The organism is Dyadobacter chenwenxiniae, from assembly GCF_022869785.1.
Taxonomy (GTDB): domain Bacteria; phylum Bacteroidota; class Bacteroidia; order Cytophagales; family Spirosomataceae; genus Dyadobacter; species Dyadobacter chenwenxiniae.
Genome location: NZ_CP094997.1, coordinates 2,539,814 through 2,562,673, shown reverse-complemented (window position 1 = coordinate 2,562,673; position 22,860 = coordinate 2,539,814). Strand labels below are relative to the sequence as shown.

Genomic DNA, 22,860 nt, shown 5'->3' with positions numbered 1-22,860 from the left:
ATACGTTTGTTGAAGTAACAGCTGATCAACGTTGAATACGCAAATGCTACATACAAGCGGTATCAAACCACTCTCAGTCATACCCAAGAATTTATAATATGGAATTTAAAGTCCGAGATTTCGATGTGCGGAAACTTAATTTCAAATTCATCGCTCAGCTCTTTGGTCGACGTTAGCCATTTTATATCTGGCATTCCTGGATTACTCGATGAAAACAGCCCCCGAGCTGTGGTATCGAACTAAAATAGCTGATCAATAAATAACATACGCACTTTTGACGGGCCCATTGTGACTTGCTGCAGACAACCTTCGTATTACCTCTAATTTGACATCTTTCTTATCAGAATGCTGATATTAAACCCACCAGTTTGGCTTCCGGAGCTAGGACGATATTGCTGCTAAGTGGTTTTATTTCGGTTAAAAATTTTGAGAAAAAAGATCAGAAAGGCCGTTATTGAAAAACCTAGCAGGACGTACCTGAATGAACCATCGATTGAGATCGCCAACAATAAGGCGACCAAGGCTGATATTGCAATGATGAGATTATTTTTCATACGCATTTTTAGATATAAGCCTAAGGTCCTTAAATGCTACTGAGCCGGTACAAAGCTTTCTTTTATTACGTTATGATTATCTAGCCCTTTTGTTCGGTTCGATAAACTTGCTCGGCCTTGACTCGCTAGACTTGGTGGATCGGTTAGTTACGATCACCACCGCGTGCATCAATATTTTGTTGAGTTCACCTTTTGATATTGGCAAACCCACTCTTTACGCATATATAAGGGCAAACATAAAATGGTAGTATATGATCAACACTTAGTTAATGTGGTAGCCTAATGTCTTATGTTTACGACTGCCAATTTTCAATGCAATCACCTATTCTCTTTATTCTGGCAGACCATATCCTATAATTTATATAAGCCTGAATGGCAACGAGCAAGACCAGGCCAAAAAGCGTCCAGTTTTTCTCAGTATCAAGCTCTACGGAAGAAACAAAGAAAATTAATAGGCAAATCAATGAGACCGTCCGTGTCAGCAATGAAACCATAGCGTATCCTTTAAGCTTTTTGTGATATTTAATCATCGACTGCAAAATATCTTCTCCTGATACAATGTTTTTTGCGGCCATGTAGCCCGTCAAGCTATGGATGATAACCATGAGAAAAGATCCGACGAGTAAGAAATTGGCGTACAACGGTTTTTTGTCCCCATCAAACATCGCCAATCCAAGGTTTAAGATCTTCATCGAAAAATGATTGAATCAGAGACTGACATCACCGCAGAGTTATTCAAGAATGTTCGTACACATCTGCCCGAGCTAAAAGCATCACACAAAGAAAAGTGAATAAGATTAAGCGGCCTAGTCTCCGGGGAAATATTAGTGAGCGTATGAGCCTGTTCAGTAATTTTCATAAACAAATTTCCAAGCATTCTGCTCACCATTTTCAACCTCTTCCAGTAAGCCATTGTTATACTTGTTATTAAATTGATGCGTATCAGAATAGGCTGTTGTATTTGGTGGTCTTCGGTAGGGATGCCTACATGATCTTGACACGAAAAAAGGAACACTGAAAGGAGCAGAGGGACGCATAAAATCGAGAAGTATTTCATATATCACATTGACGTTTTAATCCCACAAATATAAATGTAACCGATGTACTATATGCAACAAGCTACAATCATTAAACGCAAATTGTCAGCAGCCTTGACCCAGCACTAAGATTCTTAGGTCACTTGCCAGCAGCCGAATTTATTAGCCTATCTCCGGATTTCACTAAGTGCTCTTTGCAAAATTTCGTCATCGCCGTTCAAAAAGCCTCGAAGTGTTTTATTTATGGGTATATCAATCTTAACACCCAATTTTTGATTTGGCGTCCCATCTGGATAGTACTCACCGAAACCGGAAAAGAACGAAAAATATTGGCCTGGGAAATTAATAGTAATAGCCATCCCGTTTGCACCAGCTGTTTGCGTACCAATAGTAGTGGCGCGCGTTACACCCTGCAAAGCAATTACATTCCATTCTCCCTGGCTTTGAATCCCTTCATCTACAAGTATAAAATACTTCTTGTCCTTCAAGAATTTGTTTGAATTGGGCTGAATAATTTCATGTTCAATAAGTAAATGATTTTTTGATAAAACAGGACTTGTGACAAAAGGAAATTCATTATATGCCACTGTATCCGGCTTTGCGGCTATATAGGATGCCAATTCAGTGCCTATGTGACTATCCCGGGGATAACCTCTTGCATCCAAAATAATCGAATTGCAGTCTTTAAGCATGCGAGATAAGCTATCGAGCTGATGCACAAAAAGCCTATTGATTCTCATATATCCGATACCGGGTTCCAGTATCTGACAGAATGGTTCTTTAAGGGGAAAACGATTTATTTTACCTCTTAAATTGTAATAGTCATCCCTCTTGATTCTGCGCAGAACAATGTCTTTAACCTGTCCGTGACTGAGAACTGTAATTATGGCAGTACTGCCTAATGCTCCATTTGTAAGCCAGGTAAAATAATACTCCCGGCTAAACCCGGCTTTATTGGAAGCCACAATCAGTTTTTCCCATCGCTTCGCCAGTGTGCTTACCGGAACATGATCAATGGCAATCAATTCATCGCCTTCCTTAAGTTGAGATAAGTTATGGCGCTGCGCTGTATCTGCCAGTACGCTTGTTATAAAAACCTTGTTATCTACCACGTCCGTCCCAATAGGAAGGTTTCCATCCATAATGCCAAAAGGTGACCTACCGCCTCGCTTGTTTATTAATATGCTATGGCCATCCTGGATAGATGTGGTTAGCTCCATCAATGCTAGGAAATAAAGGGAGTCGTTTTCCGCCTTAATAAATTTAGGAATGAAATGAGTCAGGACTTTACTCCAATCGCCAGGGATCAGGTTTTTATTGGGAGAAAAATAGTAAATGGCATTCCAAAAGTTAAACAATCCAAGTAAGCGTAATTTCAAATCAGGTACTTGTTTTGAAGGATAATCGAACTGGGGTTTACGAATGAAAACAGTGTTCTCGACCTGTTTGGGAAGAGCGTGTTTTATAGGATGGCTAAACAGACGACCAGCTTCTTTGATGATAAGTTGTTGAGAATCTGTACCTGATTGAGATGCTATATAGGCATCCGGTGTCGATCCAAATGTTCCATCCTCATAAATCAGCTCTGATGTTCTGATCTTCACAGAAATGTTATCCGGTAGTTCCATGCTATGAAAATCTCCATAAACATAGTCAGGCATTTCACCTTGAAAGATAATGTTGCACAAATTACGGTTGCGCAAAGCTAATAGTGCTTTGAGCGTATTAACGTTGACATACCGGTTAACAACGAAGCAGAATCTTTTGGATTTTAAGGATGTGTCTTGCTTAGATAAAAGATAGCCACCCTCGGAAACACTCCTTATACCGTAGTGGACTTGCAAATGACCTACAATTTCACCCTTTTCATCTTGCGGCAATATATTGATATCATGGGGGAAGTCTTGGCGCATAAGCCCCTTGTAATAAAAGCTACGTGCCGTAGGTAAAATCAAAGTCCGGTTTATCAACTTGCCAACCAGCGGCTGTACTAATTGTGTATATTGTTTCAGTCCAGCGTTATTGTCAATCGCTGTATTCCGTAAATCAATAATGAAGGATCGGTGAGAAGCAATTACTTCCGGTGTAAGAACGGAATCTAGCGCCAGGTGTTTTCTAAATATGCTTTGAGGAGCAGTCACATATAATATTCCTGCGGTCGGAGAGCTTAGTTTCAAGTCAGGCTCAATATCTGTCGTGTAGATAGTAAGGCCTTTTTTATCTATAATTCCTGAGTGAGCATCATTCAGATTTGAAAACATTGCTGAAAGTGCTTTCTGAAAACCCTTAGCCGTTGGATCGTCCAATAACGCGCCAATATTGGATATCACCAGACTGTCAACAGCTAGCACACCTTTTCCAGTGGTTGGATGAAAGTAATTGATCACTCCCCATACTTTGCCGAAACTTGCAATCCTGGCTATTTGAAGAGAATCGGATTGATTTTGTAAATTTTGAATGGTTTCTGCATAACCAAATTCAGAATGTAAAATAGCATAGAGAGTCAATAGCGTTTTGGCTATAAATTTCATGGGTGGTTTCTAAAAATGTAGATTTTGGAATTGACTGAGGAGAGGACGCAGATAAACGTAGCATCCCTGGGGTGGGAAGATCTTGACTAGTCGAGCTTTATCTGCCTATGGCTAATGATCGAACACTTTCTAAATCAATGTTATCGCCTAGAAAACTGCTCACCAGAAAGTTTTTCTTGCCAACGGACACGTTGACCAGTTCGGTAATTTTATTTCCGTTGCTTCGCGTATAGATTATACCGGAAGTTTTGCCATTTAACTCCCAGCGGTAGTATTCTTTGTAAATACTGCTTTTTTTCATCTCTGTGTCCAACTGGCTGATGATTTGATTTGACTTCTCAGGCGAGCTGTCAAAACTGAGGTATTTATAGGTTTTCACCTGCTTCATAATGCGGGCTATACTTGGGTGCGACCACATTCCGGTTTCATTAGAACGTTTCACCATTGCTTCACCCATTGTGTTTACGGAATAGCCTGGCATGCCGGCATATTGCTTGAAGTACAAGTCAATAAATGTTTGATTTGGTTCTGGTGCCAATTTATCCTGTCCGAAGGAATAATAACTTGAAAACAGGATTATATATATAAAGCAGATCCGTTTCATAATGGATAGTTTTCTGTTTGTCCTTTGTTTATTAAACCAGTTGGTTTGTTAAGATGCTGGTAGGCTTCGTTAAGCGCATTTGACATTGTCATCAGACTGGACTCTGCTCTCTTGCGGGCCAGAGCCTCGTTTTGGTACTGTACTCTCTGATTATAATTTACTCCTGCCCAAGTCAGGCCGGACACTATGATGACAGTTGCTGCAATTTTAAACCAAATAGGGTAACGGAGGGGTAAGGTCTTACTACTGCTTTGATCAACCGTGAAGTGAACTTCCCCATGCCCTGTATTACTCGCATCTTTAATGGCTCCAAACCAATGCTTGTCAGCTGTAAATGCTTCATTGGCTTCTTGGGTTGACAGGAATGCTTTGATTAACTTTTCTTCCTCTATGGTTGTCTCGGCCTGCCAGTACTTTTTTAAAAGTATTTCGATCTTATCTTTTTCCATGAACTTTATCTTTTAAATATTGCCGAGCCCTGTACAAGTACACTTTTACCTGCGCATCAGTAATACCCATGACCTTCGCAATTTCTTTGTATTCCAATTCCTCGATTTCACGCAGATGCAGAATGTTTCTTTGGATATCCGGTAGTTTACTTGTCAGAGAATTAAAGCGAAACATCAAGTGATCGGTGGTCATGTCTGTGTCTGTCTGGCTAGGTTCGCTCCCTTCGGGAATATCGTCCAGACTGCTGTATACCCGGCCTTTTAGCTTTTTAGTATGATTCAGATATTCGTTACGTATCATGCGCATAGAATAAGCCTCAAAATTTTCCCAGCTGCCCCAATCTTCCCGTAGCTTCCAGAGTTTGAGAAGTGTATCCTGGAGAATGTCCTCGGCATCATTTACATCCTTCGTAAGCGATAGCGCAAAACGATAAAGTTTTCGCTGGCTGCTTATAAAGAGATTGTAAAGTTTCGGATTCATCATGTTTTGTTAAGGAGACAAAACGGCCCATCTAAAAGTTACAATTATTTTTAGCCATGCCTGTTTGTCTACCTAACATTACGAAGTTCTGCCCATTCAAAAATATTTTAATCTTGTATACATTCCTTTCTAAGTTCGGACATGCATGAACCCCTAGTACTTCCAGTCGAACATCGAGGCACAGCTATTGAATTCCCTCTGACAATTGTTACACAAGGGTATACTCATCAGCTGGAAATTGAGGGCAAAAAGCTAGTTTTTGAAAAAGATGATCAGGGTGAATACCGGATTATGGAACAGTCTAGCCGTTCCGGTCAGAATATGGAAGCGGGACCACGCGCCATATTCATATCTCCAATGACGGCTCCATTGAACACTATTACGGAGATGAGATTGAACCTATCGGCAATGTTTTTAAGCCCGTCTATCAAATCAGAATGTTAGGTTATTCTGCTTGATGATAAGTTATGTAATCCTCAAATGGATCCGAGATTTGTCGTTTGACAAACCGGTTGTTGGCCTATTGACACTTCATATAAAACACTATAAACTGCTTGTAAAATTATTTCTATAAAACCATACCTTTGATCCCGAGTAATATCCACGTATTATTCCATCATTCTAATTGTTAACCCGTTGCTTATGAAGCATTATTTACTCTTTTGCCTGCTGGCCCCGTTATGTTCTTTTAATGCCACGGCTCAATTTACCTCAGGAACAGAGGGCTTTTACACTTCTCCAGGTACGGATGTATGTATTGATGGGCTCACATTCCGGCCAACGGCGGCTTTCGGTATCGTGAATAACACCTTAACAATCTCGCCAACTGCACTACCGGGAAGTCCTCCCAGTATTGCACGCGTTTATACTTTTGACTCACCGGTCACCTTTACAGGCAGGCTCGGGCTGTTTTATCTTGCATCAGAACTTAACAGGAATACTGAAACGATGCTTCAGGTGGCTTATCAGAATGCAGCTCCGGTTACTACAATTGGGAGCGTGGTCAATAACACCTCGCATTACATTTATAATGATCTGCTAGCTCCTATCACTTTTAGAACCGTCACGGCGGCACAGCATGGAGCTCTTCCGGTCACCCTCCTGGAATTTAAAGCTAAAAAGGAAGGATCAGCTGCTAGTCTGAATTGGTCAACTACTTATGAGTCCAACAGTGACTATTTCAATGTGGAACATAGCAGTAACGCGAAAGACTGGAACACGCTTTCAAAGATCACAGCAGCCAATCAAAGCAATGGTTTGAAAAACTATGGTTTTTCGCACGGTTCGCCAGCAGCAGGCACTAACTACTACCGTCTCAAAATGGTGGATAAAGATCAGTCATATGCATACAGCACGATCCGTGAGCTTCATTTTGAGCAATCTTACCAAATTGCCCTTTACCCTAATCCTGCCGTTGATAAAGTCCGGATCAGCATGGACCACTGGGATAAAATTGCCACTGTCAAACTATTGGGCGCACAGGGAAACACGCTCTTAGAATTTGACAAAAAACCTTTGTCCAAAGAAATTAATATAAGAAATTTTCCTGCTGGTCTGTATGTGGTACAACTACTTTTGAAAGATGGAAGTACAGCAGCAGTCAAAGTGATCAAGCAATAACTTATTTAACTTAACTCCGGAATGGAAAATTAATTATCCATTCACTTTTAACAAAAACTATGAAACAAACCTTACTTTCTTCTCTTTTTATTGCAGTTTCTACCAGTCTATATGCCCAGGTTGGGATCGGTTTAACAGAACCCAAAGCATTTTTGAACGTTGCGGAAGGTAAAACAGTGCTATTTGGAGCCGACACTGCTGGTGTACAATCACAGACACCAGGGACTTCTCCAAAAGTGATCTGGTATGGCAGCAAGGGCGCCTTCCGGGCCGGCGGGATTTCTAATGACGAAAACAACTATACCCATTGGGACAATGCGAATGTAGGCCGGTATTCTTTCGCCAGCGGTGCTATTACCAAAGCTAACGGGGATTATTCAACGGCTATGGGGTTTGGCACACAAGCTAGCGGGCAAAACTCAACTGCCTTTGGTAGTTGGACATTTGCAAGTGGGGATTATTCAACGGCTATGGGTTCTTCGGTTAGAGCAGATCATAGAGGGTCATTTATTATTGGTGATGATAGTAATAGTTTGGGTTCCACTTACAATACCACAGCTAATAACCAGATGATGACGCATTTTGCCGGTGGTTATGTTTTATATACCTCCAACGCCCGACAGGATAATTTCCCATCCGGAGTACAGCTCGAACCCAATGCTTATGCATGGTCAGTGGTATCCGACTCAACACGAAAAGAAAACTTTCGTGCTACCGACGGAGCGCTGTTTCTTAAAAAGATCAGTGGGATGCGGCTGGGAAGCTGGAACTATAAGGGGCAGGATGTGAAGCAATACCGTCATTACGGCCCAATGGCTCAGGACTTTTTTGCAGCCTTCGGGCGCGACGAATTGGGGCTAATCGGAGAAAATAAGTCTATTAACCAGGCTGATTTTGATGGCGTTAACCTGATCGCAATCCAGGCTTTAATTAAGGAAGTAGAAGCTTTAAAAGCAGAAAACAAAAACCTGAAACAAGCGGAGACTTCTATGAAAGCTGAAACAGAGTCGCTGAAAGTGAAAATGCAGCAATTCGAAAAACAGCTATCCACATTAATGGCCTCCGGCGCCATTTCAACGTTATCGAAATAAAGTGAAACTTGCTCACAGGGTAGAAGAGCATTATAACAAGTTCCTTTGAGAATCCGGGTAATAAGTCTGATATTGAAGGTGACAAAATAGTAATGCCAGCCCGTGCGGGTTCGCCAAAGTGGGCCCGCAAATATCGATGTTTCCGATCACTTAAATTCCGCTCGTGCAATGCTCGCCAGCTTTATGGGAAGAGAACACTTGGTGGCGAAACCCGAGTGAGGGCCAAGGTGCTGGCTATAATATTTTTCGTAAATTCTAGGACCCCATACAACCATTCAAGCGCTTTTGATCCACTTTATCAAAAGTAGCACCATGTTTTGCCGTGTGCCCCAAAGAAAATTTTGGGCTGCCTTTTTTAGCTGCTATGGATAGTCCGAAGTGTCCGATAAACATAGAGTGAAAAATTAATGCCCGATTTGGAATGCAATAATCTATATAAATACTCCACTTGACAAAAATCAAGACACATCAATAATATACTTTTTTACATGTATGGGGCTTCTATTGAAAATTTAGGGTTATTTTGAAAATCAGTCCTCAATACCCCAATCCATGCTGTCACCGAAAACCAGAAGAGATGTTGCCCGTGTCATTCCTTTTGGCGTATTATGGTTTATTTTTAGCCTGATTTATTGCATGCTGGAAAGAGGTATTCTTGGAGATCTGGACCACTATCCATCGACAGGCAATCAGTACAAATTTGCAGCAAACATTTTTGCCATCCCTGTCGCAGGCCTGATGATGGGTCTAATTACCGGCATTCTCGAGATTGGTTATTTCAGTAAGTGGTTTATCAAAAAGAGCTTCGCCAGAAAGATCGTATTTAAATCTTTTCTTTACCTGATCATTACTATCATTTTTCTGGCTGTCACGTTGTTGATGAATGGACTAAATACGCACCGTGAGCATTCTTTTGAAAACTTGGTATCACCAGCCCTGGCATTCTTCACTGACTACGCTGCGGTCGGTCTTACGATATACATTGCTTCGATAATTCTGATTACACAATTCTATGCTGAATTTAGCCAGAGTATCGGACCGGGTACCTTGAGTAATTTTTTCTTAGGGAAATACCATCATCCGGTAGAGGAAGAGCGGATATTTATGTTTCTGGATATGAAGTCCTCGACTACAATCGCAGAAAATCTTGGGCATGTCAGGTACTTCGAGATGTTAAAAGAATACTTTTTTGACCTGTCAGTTGCGGTTATTGATTATGCCGGTACAATCTATCAATACGCTGGTGATGAGATGATCGTCAGCTGGAAACTGAAAGACGGGTTAGTAAATAATAATTGTATTGAGTGCTTCTTCGCTATGAAACACGCACTGAAGAAGCAGGAGGAAAAATACAACAGCAACTTCGGCATCTTGCCGGCGTTTAAAGCCGGCCTACATTTTGGTATGGTTACTGCCGGGGAAATCGGATCGCTGAAAAAGGAAATTATATTTACAGGTGACGTTCTTAATACTTCCGCAAGAATCCAGGGACTTTGCAATCATTTCAATGCCGACCTGCTGGTATCTGAGGATCTGGCCAAAATACTTCATCTTCCGGCCACTTACGAGATCAGATCGGTGGGAGAGAACCTGCTGAAAGGCCGAAATAAAAAAATAGAGATATTTTCCATTTCAGCCTCTCATATATAGAGTGCTGTTCGATACCACATTAATTTTAATAGTGCTGCTCTTAATTCAAGGGACAAGCACAACCTTGCCATAAGCTGTCCGTGATTCGGCCAATTTCATGGCAGCTGTGATTTGCGCCAAAGGAAACCGGGCAGCAATTTGAGGTTTAAGGACTCCGCTAGCGAGCAATGTGGTGAGCTGCGTAAAAGTTTCCCTTAGCTGTATTTGAAAAGTTTCGCTGCCTTTTCCGTCCCAGATATTGTAAAAATAAGCCTTGCGACCATTAGGCAGGATATTCCACCATCCTAATTGTACCAGTACTTTTAGAAACGGGATCAGAATATTACCAGTGTCATTTAGTGCTGAGGCAATGGCATAACATACAAGCACGCCACCTTTGGTAAGCAGGCCAAAAGATCTGGCAAAACTTGCTCCACCCACATGGTCAAAAACTGCATCTACGCCACCGGGTGAATGTTTTAGCACGCTCCCCGCTAAATCAGTATCATTATAATCTACCGGCTGCACGCCTTGCGCCCGCAATGCTTCATGGTGACGAGGTGAAGCAGTTCCGATTACCCGGACGCCAGCATAAAGGGCCAGTTGTGTCAGAATTGTTCCGACACCACCATTGGCACCATGAACAAGGATCGTTTGTCCACGCTTGATCCGGGCTTTGACGTGCAGCATTTGCCAGGCAGTAATGCCATTAACAATTAACGTTTCAGCTTCAAGAGGATCAATATCCTCAGGGACAGGCAGCAGGTCGCTGGCCGGAAGCAGGGTATAGCTTGCCCAGCCGCCAGTCTTTGTCAAGGCAGCGACGCGTTTGCCTAGTAAAGTTGTATCAACGCCCGGGCCGGTTGCAACAACAGTACCAACCAGGTCATAGCCCGGAACGAAAGGAAACTTGGGCTGCTCGTAATACCTGCCACGGCGCATGGACTGCTCGGCAAAACATATGCCGCTGGCTTCCACTTTTACACTTACCTGTCCGGCAGCAGGGTCATTTAATACACGGGTTTTAACCAGCAACCCTTCCGGCTCAACGATACCCGGCATGATTACTTCTGTGGTATTAAACCTGGTTTGTTCTAAGGATTGAACATTTTGGTGATTTACAGTATTACCCGTAATCCTGTTTCCATTTTCTGTAAGTGATTCCATCTTTGCTGTTTGATTTAAATGAACAGTACAAATGTATATGGATGGACTTCGGGGAAATTGTAAGAAAACGAAATGGCCGCTAAGGACTAAAGTATGTTATGGCTGCGCCGGATAAGTATCGGCAACTACGCAGAAACTTCCATTGTCTAAGTTTTTAATAAACTGCTGAGGCGCCACGCCTAAGAAATACTGGAAGTCTTTAATTAGGTGGCTCTGGTCATGATAATCGTGCGTGGCGATCAGATCGAAAATAGCTATTTTCTGATTGCTCCGGGCAAGGATGTAAGCAATGACTTCCTTAAAGCGCAAAAAGCGGAGCAGCTCTTTAACGGAATAGCCGGTATGTTTTTGAAACTTGAGCTGGATACTTCTTTCCGAAAGACGGGTATCAGCCGCTATGGCTTTTACCGGGTCTACACAGGGGTTGAAAAACTGGGCCAGGTTACCGATTATCGTCTGCACTACCTGATCATTTTCTTTAAGTAAGCCTATGGCGGACTGGTTAAATACACTTACTCTTTGTTCTGTTGTAGGTAGGGCTGCTAATTCTTCCCAAAGGCGATCAAAGCGACCGTCATCTGTTAAAATCTCCGCACCTGTCCCTTCTTCGCTAGTCAGTCCTGTTAAAGGCAAACCAAATAAGCGCTGAAAACCATTGAATTTAAAGTTAACTACCAAACCGTCTGCACCGGGCAGCAGTTCATAGTTCAGCATCTGGCGGAGTGGGCCAATTACAGCGGTACGTCGGATAACTTCCACATCCAGAGGGTTATTGTGAAAGGAAATGCGTACAGGTATTCCAAAGTTAAATACCAGCATCATTTCCAAATTTGGACAAACATGCCTGGTGATAGGTTGTCCATCTGAGGCAACAAACAGATGATAGAAGTTATTGATCACATCTTCAAAAGGTGCCTCTATCAAAAATGACGCACCGTTTATATCCGTTTGTTCCATTGCTTCTGTTGGTTTTCTTACAATACCGAGATTCGCTAGCGTGCTAGGTTGGCCTTATCAAATTTAATGAAACCACGATTAGTTACAAGTCTATCACTTAACACACGAACGCAATTAGCATAACTATATGCTCGGATCCTACCTCTCTGATTGATCCGTTAAGCCTGGAGTCAGTAGATGCGCTATATGAATATCTATGCCTGGTTTTGAAGAAACGCAACTTTGCTCTTTCCACGCCACTTACCATGAAAGACGCAGACTTTCCTAAGAATGGTCTGCAAAGTTATTTTTTACACGATGGGTATTTCAATTAGCACGCATTTCTTATCGCATAACTGTCGTTCCAAAGTGTCGATTTGCGCTCTGGAAGATTACTTACCATCTGCACCGATCTGTCCAACATCCATCCGTTCACATGAAATATGGATGTGGAAATGCTTTCTAAACTGATCCTAACCGTTGGTTCATAGTGTGTAAAGGTCATATATCTGACCCTGGCGCCGCAAATAGCAGCATTGATTCCTAACATGTTATTATCTTTTAGAAAAATGCATAGGATAAGCCGATTTGACAAGGCCTTTGCTCACCCTTTTCAATTTACTCTTCACCAGCTTCTTTCGCAAGGAATTGAGATAATCGGTATGCAGGATGCCGCGGGTATGATCAAATTCGTGTTGAATCATGCGGGCAGTTAATCCATCAAAAAAACGAGACTTTTTTACAAAATGCTGATCGGAGTATTCTATCTTAATCGACCAACTCCTAGTTACTGGCAGGACTAATCCGGGTATGCTAAGACAACCTTCATCGTCAGTCCAGACGCGGCCTGAACGCCACACTATGTTAGCGTTCACAAACGTCTCGACAAGACCCTTATCATTTTCGTCAAAAAAATCTTGGCGCTGATCGGCCTCTAAACCTTCATAAGTGCCTCTGCTGTCCACAATGAACAAATTGATATTACGACCAATTTGAGGTGCAGCCAGCCCACAACCATTTGCGTGATACATCGTTTCCCACATATCGTCGATGAGTGAAGCCACAATAGAATCATTTGTCTGAACGTCAGTGCAGGGCTGTCTTAACGTGCTACATCCGTAGGCGAAAATTGGTAATATCATTCCTTTGTTTTTTTTAAAAATTCGCTAGAATAAATCACCGGGCCAATGAACCTTGGTTAACTAACTGATCTGCGTATTCTGCTTAATGCCTGTGGCGTAATGCCAATGTACGAGGCTATGTACTTTAACGGAACAAATCTTAACAGTTGCGGCTGATCAATGAAAAGATTCAGATAGCGTTCCGTAGCAGTTTGACTCAGTAAGGAGAATTCCCTCCGGCTTTTGAACAAAAACAGACGTTCAGCCGCTTGGCGTCCCAGGACATTATCAACCTGTGTTTGGGAATAAACCTTTTGCAAATCTTCATAAGATATCTTCCAGCAAACCGATTTTTCCAGGGCTTGAAGCGCATAGGTAGATCGGGTTTGCGTAAGGAACGAATCATAGGCTTTATCCAGGCTTATTTTTACTAGCTATTCGGTAATGAATTTCAATCCAACGATAGAAATTATCAATGTGCTCAGGAAAAAGAGCCGCCAGAAGCTGGCAGGCTCTTCAAATACAAGTATGCCTACGATGACCGTGCCAACTGCACCAATACCTGTCCATACGGCGTAGGCGGTTCCAATGGGTATTCTATTACAAAACACGGTATATTGAGAACCTCTCCCACCAAAAAAAGATGGCCAATTTATATGTTAGGATTGTTCAAAATTTCAACATAATGCTTGTTGTACATTATACCTAAGATATTGCCGAAAGGATCAATTACAGAAGCTGTAATAAATCCTACGCCATATTCGGTTATAGGACCGTATGCCGTCGCACCATGAGCAATGAGGCTATTCAAAGTTTCTTCAATGTTATCAACATGCCAATAAGCAATTTCACAGCCGGGCTGCGCAGGCATAGGCGGTGCGTATTTTCGGTCAATTAAGCCCAGTTCATGCTGATAATCCCCAATACGGAATTCTATATACGCAGGGTTTTCAGGATCTGGTCTTTCAAAATAAGGTTCAACCCCCAGTATTTTGGTGTACCATTTCTTTGCAGCTTTTAAATCATCTGCCCAGTAACTAATTGTTGTTAGTCCTCTTAAATTAATTGCCTGCTCCATGTTTTGCTTTTTTTTTTCAAAATTATGTGCGTGGCACTTCTAAAAATAGTAGAATTGCGACATCCAAAAGGAAATTCTGCAATTAAAGGGAAACCGAATTTACAGTACATTACAAATGTCATCGCCTCACGTTATCTACATCGCAGTCTGATATTATAATCAATTTGACTAAAAAGTGACATGGATTATAGGGTATTTACACCGCATAAATTATTAGCACCCTATGTGCGATATTTCAGCGCATTGAATTTTAATAAGCTTAGTGGTTTATCACAGATTAAGGTCTTTGCCGACCGTTATCCGCATTTGGTATTTCAGCACAACAACGGACGATCAGCATTTTTTAGGGATGCGGACGCATTACCCCCGGCATTTATCTGTGGGGTGAAAATCTTGCCATATATACTTGATCTCGACAATCATGAAGTTGTAACTGTCACTTTTTATCCACAAGCCATTAAGCAACTTTTCGGGATCAATGTCAATGAGCTAAACGACCAGATTGTTGACCTGATCAATTTTGCCCCAGCTGATTTACTAGAACGTTTGTATTATTCTAGATGTTTAGCTGAACGCATAGATCTATTAACTGAATTTTTATTAAAAAAAATAAATGATGCCGCACCGCCGGACCATCTAATCAGTGAAAGTATCCGCTTGATCAATGATATAGATATCGAAACATCTTTAAATAGTTTATCTAATTATTTCAAAATCTCCACCCGCCAGTTTGAAAGGCGTTTCAAATCTTCAACGGGCTTGTCTCCGAAACTGTTCATTCGTGCGGCAAGATTTGAATCAGCACTCCAGGCAATTAGGGATAACCAGTTTGAAAACCTTTCCGGTTTAGCACATTACCTCAATTTTGCTGATCAATCTCACTTTATAAAAGAGTTTAAAACATTTTCCGGCCTTACGCCCAAGACATTTCTTTTCAACAATCAAAAAACACAAAGCGTCATTCCTGATAATGGTGTTGTAACGATAAACCATCTGGTTACCGAATGCTAAATTGTCGCTTGATTTTTGATGACTGATTAAATCATTCAAGATAAATTGAGCTCAAAATCCCAATTGGATTCGCATTCATTTATTTAATGACCCATAACCCATTGGTTCACGCTCTGCCAGAAGGCGGTCGGCTCGTTAAACATCGGACTGTGACCACTGTGATTAAAAATTGTTGTCATCACATCCGTGCTCCCTATGCGCGCCTTAATGTCATCTGCAAGCTGGGGAGGGCACACAAAATCGTATTTTCCCCATAGCAAAAGTGTCGGTACTTTAATTTTGTACAGGTTTTCAGTGGCTTTTTGAGCATATGCCTGCTTGTCGATTTCTTTAATGAAATTGCTGTAAACCCCATTGCTGAGATAGGTGGTCACCGGATAGTTATATTCCCGTATAAAAAACTTGATCAGTTCTTTGGTCGTCTTACCGGTCGTAATGTCGCTGATCAGGTCCTCGGCGTCGTGCGCGTGTCCATTGATTTTCCTGGTAACTGAATAATTGTTTTTGGGATCGTGGTCGCGGCAATAATCCGTGATCTTCTGCCAATCTCCGGCATTCCGTCCCGCCAGTATTTCCTGCTCCCCAAACTTGATGAGGTTGTTGCGCGAAAGCGAGTCGCTCATAGCGTAATTATGCTCGCCGTCCACCTGTATCCACCCGCTCACCAATGATTGATTATCAGCCTGCTGCAAAAATAAGGGTACCAATAACCCTCCCCAGCTATGACCGAGCAAGTATATTTTCTTTGATTGACCATAACGATGACGCAGCAGGATAATCAGCTTTTTCAGGTCGTCCAGATAATTGGCAATGTTGGCTTTGCTGATGTTACCCTGCGTGGTACCGGCAAGGCGCTGGTCCCAGTAGGCTACTGCAAAATTCTTTTCGGCAATATGGGTGGCTTCGTCAATATTATAGTACAATGATCCGTCGCCGGGACCTCCATGCACCATGGCGAGAATTTTGTCGCTGCTGATGTTCCCTTCAAGGTATACGTGCATTTTAGCGTCGTCATTTTCGAGGTAAAACTGATCTCTGACAAGACCGCTTGTACCTATTTCTTCTTTCTGACATCCCGCCAATAGCAAAACCACTGCCAGGGATATAATGAAATTCATTTTCATAGCTGATTGATTTATTTATTTGAAACGTTGCTTGATTTTAGCTTTATGGGTCATCAGATTGCTGAACTTGTACCCGGCACCAACCTCTACCATGACCCGGCCTACGACGAAGTTGTTATAAGGCAGGTTGGTGAATAATGTTGCTTTTGTAAATAGTGAGAGCGGATTATCAGGATTTTTCATCGAGAAATCTTTTCCAAAACTGACGGTTAAGGAGGGAGCGAAATAGAAGTCACCGGCTAATTTGCGTTTAGAAACAGCGCCGTCATCTCCGACGCGATAAACTGTACCGTCAATAATCGTGCGGCTGATTCCGATCTGTGGTTCGAAGCCGGAAAACCAGCCGTTTTGATTGATACGCTGCCACTGGTAACCCGTTTGGAGAAATAGGTTGGCATTGTAATCTTCGTGATAATAAAATCCCAGATTCGTAGTGATGGAGCGGTTGCGGTATATTGTTTTTCGGTCGCCATTCCGCTTGGCTTTCGCAACCATCTTACTGACTAAAAGATAGTCCGCTCCGATTTTTAGGCCAGGGTATTTTAGTGCGCCGAGTACCGAGGCATGTACATTCAGGCCGCTTTCTTTGCCGGGATATGCAGACTGGGCGTAACTGTTAAGGGTGGCCAGAAGTAAAAACCAGACCAGGTTCCAATATTTCATTTTTCAGGCTGTTATATTAGTTGAACATTATCTGGCTGACCGACAACCAAAGAATGGCTCACCCTAAACTGATGCCTGTTAATTTTTATAAAAAGGTTTTATACAACTTAAATTGAGATTAGTTAGAAATGCAATTGCAGTCCGGATTAGCTGCTATACCCTTACTGGACCCCTTACAGGATTAGTGTAAGGCTCTTTCAGTGTAATACAAAAGTGCATTTACTGAATTGACATGCTAATTTCAACTTCCCCAGTGGCATGCTGTGCACCAATAACAGTGGCTGTGACTTTGCCAACTCCTTTTGAGCCGTAATAATCTCGGAGAAATTTGGCTTTAACCTCTCCGCGAGGTATGTGGATTAACTCGGTTTGGATCAAAGAATCGGACTTGGATTTGAGAGGGCGATAGTAAATCCCAATTTTTAAGGCATAATCGGCAGTAGTATAACCATCTACGTTTATAGCCACTGAGATGTTATTTCCTTTCCAGGGAACAACTGCTAAGGTTGTGCTATCACCAAAGTTGTGTACAATTATGCTAGAAACATGTTGGTTTCCCATGAAAATGACGCCCAGTATTGCGGTGATTAAAATAACTGCAATGCCTGAAATTTTTATTATTCGTGACCTACTCATTTGTTTGTTGGGATTTAAACCCCGTTGTTTATATAGACACTGCCTGGATCTGCGCAGCATCCGCCCGGCGACTTGTTTGGCATTGAAGACCAATCAATTGCATCGGGGTTTCCGTCGAAGCGATCGCAGATTGTTTCGGTTCGCCAATACATGAATTGCAAGTCTCCGCATATTCCGGCAGCAGGCACACATGCTTGACTATAAACAGGCGAATTTATAATTATACAGCCGCTGCTTGTCCTGCCATTATTGATTTGTCCATTCCCGGGAAATTAGTGCGAAGCAATACCTCCAATGGAACTGAGTAGCGATTCTTCATAAGATTGTTGTTAAGTTGAGACTACAAAATTATTGTTGATTTGAGGGCCGCATTCTACCCATAGATTCTTTTAATGATAATATAATAATGGTAACATTTATCACCGATAATGTTCACATAAATTATAAATATGCGTAATCTCTTCCATTGTGAATTGATACTAACAATGGAGTATATACAGCAGATAATTTAAAGCTTTAATGGCGCGCGGTATTGATATCATATCTTTGATATCTTCCCTTATTGTGAAAAGCGTATAACCTGGCAATTTAAATAAATGAATTACTTGATCAGCGTCTGTTTTTTTATCGGTTCCATGATTTATTTCAACTGTAGCAATAGGATCGGGTGTGTGGATCAAAGCGCATCCATATTCCGCTGAATCGTCACCTTATCGGCTGCCGAGACTGCTAGTTCGAGCGCCTTTTCGTAGTTCAATTTTGCCTTATAGTTGTTGAGGCCCGTGTATAAATTTCCGAGTAGTGCATAGTAAAGGTGATTGGAAGTCAGACTTAGCTTTTCTGCTTCAACGATGGCCGTTGCCTTGCCTCTTGCCCTAGCCAGCGCAAATGTGCGGTTTAATGCCGCGATGGGGGAGTATTCCAGCACGAGCAGCTGGTTGTACAAATCCAGGATGTTTTCCCATTTGTCCCGCGAATCTTCTTTGATAGTATGCCAATAGGCGATGCCCGCTTCCAAATGGTAGCGGGTGACGATTGTTCCTGCGGCAGCCTTTCTCAAAAAGTAAATGCCCTGATCGATCAGTTCACGGTTCCACAGCGTCTCGTCCTGGTCTTCATATAAAATTGCTTCCCCGTTTTCGCTAATCCGCGCTTCGAGACGCGAGGCATGAAAGCTCATTAATGCTAGTAATGCATTTGTGGCCGGGGTATTAGTCAGATCGTTTTGTACCAAAAAGTAATTTAGCCGGATTGCCTCAGCACAGAGCGACTTGCGGATATTGGCGTGCACTGCATCGGTTTGCGTCCCGGATGAATAATATCCTTCTGAAAAGACAAGATATAGCGTTTTTAAAACCGGTTCGAGCCGCTCGTGGATCTCAGCCCGCGTAGGCTGACCGATGCGAATCTTCTCTTCTTTCAATTTTTCTTTTGCGCGGCTTATTCTTTTGTAAATGACCTCTCTTTCCGTCAGAAAGGCGTTAGCGATTTCCTGGATACCAAAGCCGCAAAGCAGGTTTAGCGCCAGCGCAACCTGAGACTCCCTGGATATGCTCGGGTGGCAGACTGCGAAAATCATTGCGAGCTGGCTGTCTTCGATGTTTTTTGACGAAAGGTCTATATCCGATGGTTCTGTGTCGTGTGCCTGATAGCGGATTTCAGGAGCCAGTTTTTGCGTGAAAAGCAAACTGCGCTTCAAGTGGTTTTTAGCTTTGTTTTTGGCCACTGTATATAACCAGGCATTCGGGTTTTCAGGTAAACCGTTATAACCCCACGATTCGGTTGCGGCCAAAAATGTGTCGCTCACAATGTCTTCGGCGATTTCAATATGCTCAAAACCAAAATGATAGCAGAGTACCGCAACGATCTTGCGGTACTCTGTCCTGAACAAATCAGGGATAAGGGAGGCAGCGCTCATTGAACTTGGTTTAATTCCCAGGCGTTGGCAACGCCATTCGAACCTCCACCGATGCACCCCATTCAATCACGGGGCAGCCTTTGGCTATTTCTACCGCTTCGTCATAGTCTGCCGCGCGAATCAGGATGATGCCGCCTACGGATTCTTTGATCTCGGCGTAGGGGCCGTTGGTGACGCTGTTTGATTTGATCACTCTGCCGTCACTATCCCATCGCTTGGGCGGTGCTGCCAGCTTATTTTGGGCAGCGATGCCGCCAATCCAGTCTTGAAACGGCTTGATGGCTGCCTGCATTTGTTCGGGCGATGGGCTGGCGTCTTTGCTGACCAGGTCTCTGTGTATGATTATTGCGAAGTCGTTCATTTTTTCTAAGTGTAATGGTTAACAAAAGTGGTTTTTTAAGGTCTGGTTATCAACCGAAAAGGCTTAGCCGAACTGTCCGACGCGGTAGTCGCCGGGGACTGTCTGAAATGCAATATTAAGCCGGTTCCAGTTATTAATGTTATTTACAGAAAAGGTAAGGTCGATCATTTCTTCCTCAGTAAAATGATTGCTTACTTCCTGAAATACCTCTTCGCTCACATGGCAATGCGTCACAGCTTCGGCCCAGGCAAATGCAGCGCGTTCGCGCTCGGAGTAATAAGGCGTTTCACGCCAGGCACTTACTCCGTACAATCGCTGTTCAGTTTCGCCCATTGCGCGAAGATCTTTTGAGTGCATATCCAGGCAATATGCGCAGCCGTTGATCTGTGACACCCGGAAGTTTACCAATTCCAGTAGTTGATGCCCAATTGTTGATTTTTTGAGGTAACCGCCCATGCTGAAAAGCACTTTCAATGCGCCCTGTCCTTTTTCCTGAAAATTAACTCTAGCTTCCATTTAACAATTTGTTTTAATTAAAAACCTATTGACAATCGGCTGCTGCGGATTGGACAGAGATAGCATATTTTTTTGAGAAAAATCTGTGACTGAGGTTTGAAAAAAGATAGGAGAGCTTATGAGGAAGCTTTTTGAGGCTACTTCTGCATGCCAGAAATAATGATTATTATAAAATAGGCCTTCGAATTAATGTGGATTACGCATCAGTTTTTAAGGTTGGTATTTGAGGGAAGTAAAGCGCAGCCAGCCCCATCGGATAGCTGCGCTTTTAGGCTTCCATTTTTACTTCACGACTGTGGCTTCCAGTTCAACCTTTAATGTTTCGAACAGGCTTACGACTTCCAACATAGTGACTGTGGTCTTAACCTGATGCAGGGCAACCCACTCCTGAAAAATGTTGAAATGAGGCCAAAGCTCTGCGGTCGCAGTAGTGTATATGTTTAGCCGTACAATTCCACTGCATTCGTAACCGGCCTCGGTGATGACTTGTTTTAGATTTTGTAAGGCTAAGGTTAACTGGGATTTCATGTCTTCGTTACTAGAAATTCCCTCCGCATTGATGGCGGTTTGTCCTGAGACATACAGCGTGCTTTCTACACTTTTAACTTCAACAGCTTGTACATAGCTGCGGGCATCTTGCCATTGCCAGGGATTAATAATGCGCTTTTCCATTGAGTGATATTTGATTTTGCGCCAATTGTGGCACAGGTTAATTACACTGCAAAGTTTGGAATAAGGCCTGCATGAAGTCGTTGATCATTCTCACTAATTTAATGTGAGATATATCACATCAAGGCGATAACCGGCTCAGTGTTTCCCGCGACACGCCCAGGTAAGCCGCAAGTTGACTTTTTGGTACGCGCTGAATGAGCGCCGGATACTGTTTGAGGAGCTGTTCGTAACGTTCTTTTGCATTGGATGTTAACCAGGATATAATGCGACGTTGCGCACCCAGGAAACCGAAATTTGCTTTTTCAAGGAAAAACCGCTCCATTTTTTGCAGCCCGTCACAAAGAGCTTTATAGCCGTCCAAAGAAAGGCACAGAACTTCGGTATCTTCAAGACATTCGAGTGACATTGTCGCTGTTGTCTGCATATAGAAGGCATAAAAGTCACTTTCCCACCAATCTTCCATAGCAAAAGAAACAATGTGCTGCTTTCCGGTGTCATCCGTGTAAACAAGCTTCAAAAGCCCCGAAATGATGAAGTAGTGATACTTTACTTGTTCGCCTTCCTGTATAAGGAACTGGTGCTTCTTGAATTTCTTTGCAACAAAATGCTCAGAAACAAACAAAAACTCACTATCTGTAAGTTCAACAATCTTTTCTATATGTGCTCTGAGTTGCTCGTACATTGATTAAAGTCGAAGATTCAATTGCCAATTCAAGCGAGTCATTCCTGATCACTATTTCTGATAATTTCCTGAATTAACCAACTCTTGCACTAATCCCTGTATTAAATGTCATTTAAAAAGCGAACTTGACGAGTCTCAGAACAGACTTATCCATCGCTTACATCCGATCAAACATGATAACCATCTTTAAGCATAGCCTTTAAGGTCAGTTTGGTGAGGTAGCTCCGAAAAGCGATCCACATTTTTACACAACGTGATGCAAAATGAAAGATCAAAAATCGGTAAAAACTCGTCGGAGTTATGCTCGTAAGCCTCAATCCTCCAAGGCCAATTACCAAATTCCACAAAGGTGTCTGTTTCCAAAATATGAGGCCGTCGAAATATCAGGATAACTCAACTTTAAGGCAAATCGTTGATAAAAAAATTGAAGAGGATATGAATTTTGTACCTTGGTGTAAAACCAGCAACACCCGCAGCTATGAACGCGCCCATGTGCTGGGAAATGTAGACGTAGGTTTAAATAGCTAGGACGAGCATGACACAAGATCAAGCCATTGAAGAAGCAAAAAAGATCGTTGCTTCGATGCCCGCAACGACGGATAATCTCCATCTCAATATCGTTGTCCCGGACAAGGATTCCCAAGACTCGTCATATTGGACCATTACTTTTAAGCAGGAAGAATTTTCAGAGATGGATGATAGAGGTTTCTGGATGGATTTGATCAGATGGGAATTCGAAAGTGCACAATCACAAAGTGATTGTGAGCGTAAATGATATCTGTAAAGTCACGCTTGTCTGTCTCAACATTTAGGGTTACCGGTATTCCAGCCGTTGATGTTTATATAAAGTCAAGCCTGCAAGGCAAAAAGTATCAATGCCCTCCGAGCATTTCGGTAGTGGTCAACAATATCTTAAACTCAGGTTCAGCATAGATAAGTAAGCGGTTTGAGGTCCTTGGATGGCATTTGTGCAACTAAC

General features: G+C 42.4%; 23 protein-coding genes and 1 pseudogene. 5 read left to right on the top strand and 19 right to left on the bottom strand.

Annotated features, from left to right (window positions below; translation table 11 throughout):
- Positions 1-847 precede the first annotated feature (847 nt).
- From MUK70_RS10495 to MUK70_RS10475, 5 genes are all read right to left on the bottom strand, one after another.
- Positions 848-1,246 carry a hypothetical protein gene (locus MUK70_RS10495; RefSeq protein ID WP_234656226.1) on the bottom strand — a complete coding sequence of 133 codons (399 nt, stop codon included), beginning with the start codon at positions 1,244-1,246 and terminating at the stop codon, positions 848-850.
- 512 nt (positions 1,247-1,758) lie between these two features.
- A complete protein-coding gene (locus tag MUK70_RS10490) occupies positions 1,759-4,122 on the bottom strand; it encodes a S41 family peptidase (RefSeq protein ID WP_234656227.1) in 2,364 nt (787 codons plus the stop codon).
- Positions 4,123-4,219: 97 nt separating this feature from the next.
- A complete protein-coding gene (locus MUK70_RS10485) occupies positions 4,220-4,726 on the bottom strand; it encodes a DUF4252 domain-containing protein (protein ID WP_234656228.1) in 507 nt (168 codons plus the stop codon).
- Positions 4,723-5,175 carry a PG0215 family putative anti-sigma factor gene (locus tag MUK70_RS10480; protein WP_234656229.1) on the bottom strand — a complete coding sequence of 151 codons (453 nt, stop codon included), beginning with the start codon at positions 5,173-5,175 and terminating at the stop codon, positions 4,723-4,725. Before MUK70_RS10480 ends, MUK70_RS10485 begins: the two co-directional genes overlap by 4 nt.
- Positions 5,162-5,659: a GFO_1088 family ECF-type sigma factor gene (locus tag MUK70_RS10475; RefSeq protein ID WP_234656230.1), complete on the bottom strand. Its 498-nt coding sequence runs from the start codon at positions 5,657-5,659 to the stop codon at positions 5,162-5,164. The genes MUK70_RS10480 and MUK70_RS10475 overlap by 14 nt, the downstream gene beginning before the upstream one ends.
- Before the next feature lie 639 nt (positions 5,660-6,298).
- Between MUK70_RS10475 and MUK70_RS10470 the strand changes: the two genes are divergently transcribed.
- The 3 genes from MUK70_RS10470 (at position 6,299) to MUK70_RS10460 (ending at position 10,017) form a co-directional block, all read left to right on the top strand.
- Positions 6,299-7,276 carry a T9SS type A sorting domain-containing protein gene (locus MUK70_RS10470; RefSeq protein WP_234656231.1) on the top strand — a complete coding sequence of 326 codons (978 nt, stop codon included), beginning with the start codon at positions 6,299-6,301 and terminating at the stop codon, positions 7,274-7,276.
- Between the two features lie 59 nt (positions 7,277-7,335).
- Entirely contained in the window at positions 7,336-8,367 is a 1,032-nt protein-coding gene (locus tag MUK70_RS10465; RefSeq protein ID WP_234656232.1) for a tail fiber domain-containing protein, read from the top strand.
- Between the two features lie 552 nt (positions 8,368-8,919).
- On the top strand, positions 8,920-10,017 hold the full coding sequence (locus MUK70_RS10460; RefSeq protein ID WP_234656233.1) for an adenylate/guanylate cyclase domain-containing protein: 1,098 nt from the start codon (positions 8,920-8,922) through the stop codon (positions 10,015-10,017).
- 45 nt (positions 10,018-10,062) lie between these two features.
- Here MUK70_RS10460 and MUK70_RS10455 read toward each other — a convergent pair whose 3' ends face one another.
- The 6 genes and pseudogenes from MUK70_RS10455 to MUK70_RS10430 all read right to left on the bottom strand — a co-directional run bounded on the left by MUK70_RS10455 (position 10,063) and on the right by MUK70_RS10430 (position 14,298).
- On the bottom strand, positions 10,063-11,163 hold the full coding sequence (locus MUK70_RS10455) for a medium chain dehydrogenase/reductase family protein (protein WP_234656234.1): 1,101 nt from the start codon (positions 11,161-11,163) through the stop codon (positions 10,063-10,065).
- Positions 11,164-11,259: 96 nt separating this feature from the next.
- Positions 11,260-12,120, bottom strand: a complete 861-nt coding sequence (locus MUK70_RS10450) for a helix-turn-helix domain-containing protein (protein WP_234656235.1) — start codon at positions 12,118-12,120, stop codon at positions 11,260-11,262.
- A gap of 310 nt (positions 12,121-12,430) precedes the next feature.
- Complete coding sequence (locus MUK70_RS10445; RefSeq protein ID WP_234656236.1) at positions 12,431-12,649, bottom strand: hypothetical protein; 219 nt, start codon at positions 12,647-12,649, stop codon at positions 12,431-12,433.
- 4 nt (positions 12,650-12,653) lie between these two features.
- Positions 12,654-13,241 carry a peptide deformylase gene (gene def, locus MUK70_RS10440; RefSeq protein WP_234656237.1) on the bottom strand — a complete coding sequence of 196 codons (588 nt, stop codon included), beginning with the start codon at positions 13,239-13,241 and terminating at the stop codon, positions 12,654-12,656.
- 413 nt (positions 13,242-13,654) lie between these two features.
- Positions 13,655-13,816 (bottom strand): annotated as a pseudogene (locus MUK70_RS10435) (DMT family transporter); the annotation flags it as partial.
- Between the two features lie 56 nt (positions 13,817-13,872).
- Positions 13,873-14,298, bottom strand: coding sequence for a VOC family protein (locus MUK70_RS10430; RefSeq protein ID WP_234656238.1), 426 nt, complete (start codon positions 14,296-14,298; stop codon positions 13,873-13,875).
- Positions 14,299-14,478: 180 nt separating this feature from the next.
- On the opposite strand from MUK70_RS10430, the gene MUK70_RS10425 reads away from it, so the two are divergent.
- A complete protein-coding gene (locus tag MUK70_RS10425) occupies positions 14,479-15,309 on the top strand; it encodes a helix-turn-helix domain-containing protein (RefSeq protein ID WP_234656239.1) in 831 nt (276 codons plus the stop codon).
- Between the two features lie 83 nt (positions 15,310-15,392).
- On the opposite strand, the gene MUK70_RS10420 is transcribed toward MUK70_RS10425, so the two are convergent.
- From MUK70_RS10420 to MUK70_RS10385, 8 genes are all read right to left on the bottom strand, one after another.
- Positions 15,393-16,427, bottom strand: coding sequence for an alpha/beta fold hydrolase (locus MUK70_RS10420; RefSeq protein ID WP_234656240.1), 1,035 nt, complete (start codon positions 16,425-16,427; stop codon positions 15,393-15,395).
- A 21-nt stretch (positions 16,428-16,448) separates the two neighbouring features.
- Entirely contained in the window at positions 16,449-17,096 is a 648-nt protein-coding gene (locus MUK70_RS10415; RefSeq protein ID WP_234656241.1) for a hypothetical protein, read from the bottom strand.
- Positions 17,097-17,315: 219 nt separating this feature from the next.
- Entirely contained in the window at positions 17,316-17,732 is a 417-nt protein-coding gene (locus MUK70_RS10410) for a hypothetical protein (protein WP_234656242.1), read from the bottom strand.
- Between the two features lie 676 nt (positions 17,733-18,408).
- Positions 18,409-19,650, bottom strand: a complete 1,242-nt coding sequence (locus MUK70_RS10405) for an RNA polymerase sigma factor (RefSeq protein WP_234656243.1) — start codon at positions 19,648-19,650, stop codon at positions 18,409-18,411.
- 10 nt (positions 19,651-19,660) lie between these two features.
- Complete coding sequence (locus tag MUK70_RS10400) at positions 19,661-20,011, bottom strand: YciI family protein (protein ID WP_234656244.1); 351 nt, start codon at positions 20,009-20,011, stop codon at positions 19,661-19,663.
- A 63-nt stretch (positions 20,012-20,074) separates the two neighbouring features.
- The gene (locus tag MUK70_RS10395) at positions 20,075-20,527 is read right to left on the bottom strand and encodes a carboxymuconolactone decarboxylase family protein (protein ID WP_234656245.1); all 453 of its coding nucleotides are present in this window, start codon (positions 20,525-20,527) and stop codon (positions 20,075-20,077) included.
- A 282-nt stretch (positions 20,528-20,809) separates the two neighbouring features.
- Complete coding sequence (locus tag MUK70_RS10390; protein ID WP_234656246.1) at positions 20,810-21,199, bottom strand: RidA family protein; 390 nt, start codon at positions 21,197-21,199, stop codon at positions 20,810-20,812.
- Between the two features lie 118 nt (positions 21,200-21,317).
- Positions 21,318-21,881 carry a Crp/Fnr family transcriptional regulator gene (locus tag MUK70_RS10385; protein ID WP_234607394.1) on the bottom strand — a complete coding sequence of 188 codons (564 nt, stop codon included), beginning with the start codon at positions 21,879-21,881 and terminating at the stop codon, positions 21,318-21,320.
- Between the two features lie 535 nt (positions 21,882-22,416).
- On the opposite strand from MUK70_RS10385, the gene MUK70_RS10380 reads away from it, so the two are divergent.
- Positions 22,417-22,656, top strand: a complete 240-nt coding sequence (locus tag MUK70_RS10380) for a hypothetical protein (protein WP_234656247.1) — start codon at positions 22,417-22,419, stop codon at positions 22,654-22,656.
- The last annotated feature ends 204 nt before the right edge of the window (positions 22,657-22,860 follow it).

What these genes read in the sequence shown, in the direction of transcription:
- MUK70_RS10430 (WP_234656238.1), bottom strand. Translation starts at nt 14,298, where the DNA reads ATGGAGCAGGCAATTAATTTAAGAGGACTAACAACAATTAGTTACTGG.
- MUK70_RS10480 (WP_234656229.1), bottom strand. Translation starts at nt 5,175, where the DNA reads ATGGAAAAAGATAAGATCGAAATACTTTTAAAAAAGTACTGGCAGGCC.
- MUK70_RS10450 (WP_234656235.1), bottom strand. Translation starts at nt 12,120, where the DNA reads ATGGAACAAACGGATATAAACGGTGCGTCATTTTTGATAGAGGCACCT.
- MUK70_RS10485 (WP_234656228.1), bottom strand. Translation starts at nt 4,726, where the DNA reads ATGAAACGGATCTGCTTTATATATATAATCCTGTTTTCAAGTTATTAT.
- MUK70_RS10465 (WP_234656232.1), top strand. Translation starts at nt 7,336, where the DNA reads ATGAAACAAACCTTACTTTCTTCTCTTTTTATTGCAGTTTCTACCAGT.
- MUK70_RS10400 (WP_234656244.1), bottom strand. Translation starts at nt 20,011, where the DNA reads ATGAACGACTTCGCAATAATCATACACAGAGACCTGGTCAGCAAAGAC.
- MUK70_RS10410 (WP_234656242.1), bottom strand. Translation starts at nt 17,732, where the DNA reads ATGAGTAGGTCACGAATAATAAAAATTTCAGGCATTGCAGTTATTTTA.
- MUK70_RS10475 (WP_234656230.1), bottom strand. Translation starts at nt 5,659, where the DNA reads ATGATGAATCCGAAACTTTACAATCTCTTTATAAGCAGCCAGCGAAAA.
- MUK70_RS10455 (WP_234656234.1), bottom strand. Translation starts at nt 11,163, where the DNA reads ATGGAATCACTTACAGAAAATGGAAACAGGATTACGGGTAATACTGTA.
- MUK70_RS10405 (WP_234656243.1), bottom strand. Translation starts at nt 19,650, where the DNA reads ATGAGCGCTGCCTCCCTTATCCCTGATTTGTTCAGGACAGAGTACCGC.
- MUK70_RS10470 (WP_234656231.1), top strand. Translation starts at nt 6,299, where the DNA reads ATGAAGCATTATTTACTCTTTTGCCTGCTGGCCCCGTTATGTTCTTTT.
- MUK70_RS10495 (WP_234656226.1), bottom strand. Translation starts at nt 1,246, where the DNA reads ATGAAGATCTTAAACCTTGGATTGGCGATGTTTGATGGGGACAAAAAA.
- MUK70_RS10425 (WP_234656239.1), top strand. Translation starts at nt 14,479, where the DNA reads ATGGATTATAGGGTATTTACACCGCATAAATTATTAGCACCCTATGTG.
- MUK70_RS10380 (WP_234656247.1), top strand. Translation starts at nt 22,417, where the DNA reads ATGACACAAGATCAAGCCATTGAAGAAGCAAAAAAGATCGTTGCTTCG.
- MUK70_RS10415 (WP_234656241.1), bottom strand. Translation starts at nt 17,096, where the DNA reads ATGAAATATTGGAACCTGGTCTGGTTTTTACTTCTGGCCACCCTTAAC.
- def (WP_234656237.1), bottom strand. Translation starts at nt 13,241, where the DNA reads ATGATATTACCAATTTTCGCCTACGGATGTAGCACGTTAAGACAGCCC.
- MUK70_RS10395 (WP_234656245.1), bottom strand. Translation starts at nt 20,527, where the DNA reads ATGGAAGCTAGAGTTAATTTTCAGGAAAAAGGACAGGGCGCATTGAAA.
- MUK70_RS10385 (WP_234607394.1), bottom strand. Translation starts at nt 21,881, where the DNA reads ATGTACGAGCAACTCAGAGCACATATAGAAAAGATTGTTGAACTTACA.
- MUK70_RS10445 (WP_234656236.1), bottom strand. Translation starts at nt 12,649, where the DNA reads ATGTTAGGAATCAATGCTGCTATTTGCGGCGCCAGGGTCAGATATATG.
- MUK70_RS10420 (WP_234656240.1), bottom strand. Translation starts at nt 16,427, where the DNA reads ATGAATTTCATTATATCCCTGGCAGTGGTTTTGCTATTGGCGGGATGT.
- MUK70_RS10460 (WP_234656233.1), top strand. Translation starts at nt 8,920, where the DNA reads ATGCTGTCACCGAAAACCAGAAGAGATGTTGCCCGTGTCATTCCTTTT.
- MUK70_RS10490 (WP_234656227.1), bottom strand. Translation starts at nt 4,122, where the DNA reads ATGAAATTTATAGCCAAAACGCTATTGACTCTCTATGCTATTTTACAT.
- MUK70_RS10390 (WP_234656246.1), bottom strand. Translation starts at nt 21,199, where the DNA reads ATGGAAAAGCGCATTATTAATCCCTGGCAATGGCAAGATGCCCGCAGC.